A 3,991-nucleotide genomic window follows, 5' to 3' on the forward strand; every position below is an offset into this window, starting at 1 on the left:
CAACGTCGTGATGGCCGCGGCCGACACCTTCCGGGCCGCCGCCGCCGAGCAGCTGCAGCTCTGGGGTGAGCGCTCCGGCTCGCGGGTCGTCGCGCACCAGCAGGGCGCCGACCCCGCCGCGGTGGCGTTCGACGGCTACAAGGCCGCCAGCGCGGCCGGCGCGGACCTGCTGATGGTCGACACCGCCGGGCGGCTGCAGAACAAGACCGCGCTCATGGCGGAGCTCAGCAAGGTCAAGCGGGTCTTGGAGAAGGACTCCGGCCCGTGCGACGAGGTGCTGCTCGTCCTGGACGCGACCACCGGCCAGAACGGGCTGTCCCAGGCCCGGGCGTTCATGGAGGCCGTGGACGTGAGCGGGGTGGTGCTGACCAAGCTCGACGGCACGGCCAAGGGTGGGATCGTGATCGCCATCCAGCGCCAGCTCGGGTTGCCGGTGAAGCTGGTGGGCCTCGGCGAGGACATCGACGACCTCGCCGACTTCGAGCCCGAGGCGTTCGTGGACGCGCTGTTCGCCCAGGTCGCCCAGGAGGTGGACATCGACGCCGACCTCGACGGCGCTGCCGGCGACGGGCGCGCAGGCGGCGAGGCGTAGGGCCGCCATGGGGGGCGTCGCGGCACTGGAGCTCGACCGGGTCCGCGAGGCGCTGCGCCGGTTCGGGGTCGGCGAACCGCCCGGCAGCAGGGCCGCCGCCCACCGCGCCCTGCGCGACATCCTGCGCGGGTACGGCACCGTGCGGAGCGCATTGGACCGGGCGCCCGAGGGCGCGCGCGCCGCGTTCGTGCGCCTGGCCCAGGACGGCGCCACCAGCGTGGAGGATCTCCTGGGCCGCGGGTGGTGGGGACACGGCACGCTGCCGCCACCGCTCGACTGGTTGCAGCACCGGGCACTGGCGCACGTCGAGGACAGCGGCCTGGTGGCGGTGGTCGACGAGGCACGCGAGGGGTTCAGCGAGCTGACGCTTGACCTGGAGCCCTCACCCGACGAGGCCAGCCGGCCGTTGCGGGTCGAGCCGGCCGGGTGCGTGGTGGTGGCAGCGCAGCCAGGACTGCTCGACCGTGCGCTGACGGTCGCGGCGGCGGACCTGCGGGCGCTGACCGCGACCGTCGCGGTCTCGTCGCGCTCGTCCGCGCAGGTCAACGCGGCGCTGCGATCCGCGGGCGTGCGCCTGGCCGAAGACGAGGCGGTCGCGGGGACGGTCGGCGAGCCGGCGCTGCCCGGCACCGCGGAGGACGCGCTCGGTCCGCGGTTGATCCGGACGCTGCTGGAGCGGGCGGTAGGCGAGGGCCGGCAGGTCCACCTTGAGTACTACGCGTCCTCCCGTGGGGGCGCTGCGACCGAACGCACCGTCGACCCGTGGTCCTTCGGCGAGGACCTCCTGCGCGGCTACTGCCACCTGCGCGCGGGGGAGCGCACCTTCGCGGTCGACCGGATCGGCCACGCCCGGCTCCTGCCCTCGCCGGTGGAGGTCCCCCCACCCCCGGCCGGCTAGGATCCCCAGGTGGAGCTGTTCGCCGGTGTCGACGTCGCGACGGCGGAGGTGCGCACGGTCGCGGCCGATGCGCAGGGGCGGCTGCACGCCCGGGCGCGGGCGCCGTTGGCGGCTCCGGTGTCGTCCCGCCCCGGCTGGTGGGAGCAGGATGCGCGCTCGTGGTGGCCGGCGACGGCCGCGGCCCTGACCGCGCTGACCGACCGGCTCGGCTCGCGTCGGTCCTCCCTGGTCGCCATCGCGGTCAGCGCGACATCGGGAACGGTGGTCGCGCTGGACCGCCATCGGGAGCCGCTCGCGCCCGCGCTCACCTACGCCGACCAACGGGCCGTGCCCGAGGCGAGGGCCGCGCAGGACGCGGGTGCCGCCCGCTGGGCGCGGTTGGGGCTGCGCGTCCAACCGTCGTTCGGGCTGCCCAAGTGGGCGTGGTTGCTGCACCAGCCGGGGGTCGGCGGGCGGGCTGCCCACCTGGCACACGCCTCTGACGCCGTGGTGGCCCGCCTCGTCGGGCAGCAGGTCCCCACCGACTGGAGCCATGCCCTGAAGAGCGGCTACGACCCGCTGCGGGGGGAGTGGGCGACCGAGGCGCTGGACGCCCTGGGCATCCCCGGGCACCTCCTGCCCGAGGTCGGCTCGCCCACCGCGACGGCGGGAGCGATCAGCCGCGAGGCGGCGGGGGCGACCGGGCTGCCGGCGGGGTGTGCGGTGCGCCTGGCCATGACCGACGCCTGCGCCGCGCAGCTCGCCGCAGGTGCCAGCGTGCCCGGGCGGTTCGTGTCCGTGCTGGGCTCCACGCTGGTGCTCAAGGGCGCCAGCCGCGAGCTGGTCGCCGACCCCGACGGGGCGGTCTACAGCCACCGCCATCCTGCGGGTTGGTGGCTGCCGGGCGGAGCGTCCAGCACCGGGGCGAACGCGTTGACGCACGGGTTCACCGGGCGTGACCTGGGCGAGCTCGACCGGATGGCTGCCCGGCACGGACCGGCGCGTGGGATCATCTATCCCCTGGTGGGCCGGGGGGAGCGCTTCCCCTTCGCGGTGCCCGAGGCCGAGGGTTTCGCGGTCGGCGACCTGCCCGACGAGATGGCGCGGTACCGGGCGACGTTGGAGGGGGTCGCGTTCGTGGAGCGCCTGGGCTACGAGCGCCTCGCGGCGTTGGGGGCGCCCGAGCCGGCGTCGATCGCGGTCACCGGAGGCGGCAGCACCAGCGCGGTGTGGAACCGGATCCGGGCAGCGGTGCTGGGCGTGCCGTTGGTGGCCACGCCCGATGCCACCACGGCGCTGGGCGCGTGCATCCTCGCAGCGGCCGGCACGGTGGGCCCGGACCTCACGGCCGCCATGACCGCGATGGCCGCTCGGGGTGAGCCGGTCGATGCGAGCAGCGAGGACGCCGACGCGCTCGAGGCCAGCTACCAGTGGTTCACCCGGACGTTGGCCGACCGGGGATGGGTCACGCCGGGCGGGCCCGGCGGGCGCTGAGGAGTCCCAGATGTGGGCGTCGGTGAGGTCGATGACCACCTTGGGGGCGGGGTCGGCGTAGTCGAAGGCATGCACGAGCTCGTCGGTGGAAGCGAAGAACAGCTCGTCGGTGACCTGGACGAGGTGGGCGACACGGCGGGCGAAGAAGATCGCGGCCAGCAGGACGCCCGCAGCGACGCCGTAGGCGAGGTTGTGGGTGACGACCACGGTGGCGATGGTGACCACCATGACCGCGGTCTCGGTGCGCGGGGTGGACCGCAGGGTCTTGAGCCGCAGGCTGTTCCAGTCGAAGGTGGCGGCCGCGACCACGATCATCACCGCGACCAGCGCCGCCATGGGGATGAGGGCCACGAGATCGCCAGCGGCCAGGATCAGCACGAGCAGGAACACCCCAGCGGCGAACGACGACACGCGGGTGCGGGCACCGGACTTCACGTTGATCATGGACTGGCCGAGCATGGCGCACCCGGCCATGCCGCCGACAAGGCCGGTGGCGACGTTGGCGAGCCCCTGGCCGCGGGCCTCACGGCCCTTGTCCGAGCGGGTGTCGGTGATGTCGTCGAGGATCTGGGCGGTCAGCAGCGACTCGAGCAGGCCGATGAGTGCCAGCGTGAACGCCACGGGCGCGATAACCGCGAGGGTCTGCAGGGGGAAGGGCACGGCGGGGAGCCCGAACCAGGGCAGGGCCGTGGGCAGCTCACCCATGCCGCCCACGGTGGGCGCCAGGGCGTTGACGAACCCGACCATGACCGTGCGACCATCGGGTCGACGCCGGCGATGATCGAGAAGGCGATGGCCTCGGGGATCAGCGCCACGGCGACCAGCAGGCCGGCGAGCAGCTCGGGCGCACCCTACCGCACTTCGCGCACTGTTCCCGCCTGTCAGGCCTTGCAGTGGATGACGAGGTGACGGGAACGACGCGCACCCCGTAGGGTCACTGCATCAGGGATGATGAGGACCGAGCGCACTGAGACGTGAATCGCCGGAGCTTGCGGAGGCGATGCTCCGCTGTGCAGGGTGTGGCGGTC

General features: G+C 74.2%; 4 protein-coding genes. All 4 read left to right on the forward strand.

Features of this window, described 5'->3' with window-relative positions; all coding sequences use genetic code 11:
• Positions 1 to 592, forward strand: a 592-nt coding sequence (locus tag WD250_08980; GenBank protein ID MEX2620341.1) for a hypothetical protein, incomplete at its 5' end; no start/stop codon positions are given.
• Positions 593 to 599: 7 nt separating this feature from the next.
• A complete protein-coding gene (locus WD250_08985; protein ID MEX2620342.1) occupies positions 600 to 1,490 on the forward strand; it encodes a WYL domain-containing protein in 891 nt (296 codons plus the stop codon).
• A 9-nt stretch (positions 1,491 to 1,499) separates the two neighbouring features.
• Positions 1,500 to 2,963, forward strand: coding sequence for an FGGY family carbohydrate kinase (locus tag WD250_08990; protein ID MEX2620343.1), 1,464 nt, complete (start codon positions 1,500 to 1,502; stop codon positions 2,961 to 2,963).
• A 12-nt stretch (positions 2,964 to 2,975) separates the two neighbouring features.
• The gene (locus WD250_08995; GenBank protein MEX2620344.1) at positions 2,976 to 3,872 is read left to right on the forward strand and encodes a hypothetical protein; all 897 of its coding nucleotides are present in this window, start codon (positions 2,976 to 2,978) and stop codon (positions 3,870 to 3,872) included.
• The last annotated feature ends 119 nt before the right edge of the window (positions 3,873 to 3,991 follow it).

The organism is Egibacteraceae bacterium (assembly GCA_040905805.1).
Classification (GTDB): domain Bacteria; phylum Actinomycetota; class Nitriliruptoria; order Euzebyales; family Egibacteraceae; genus DATLGH01.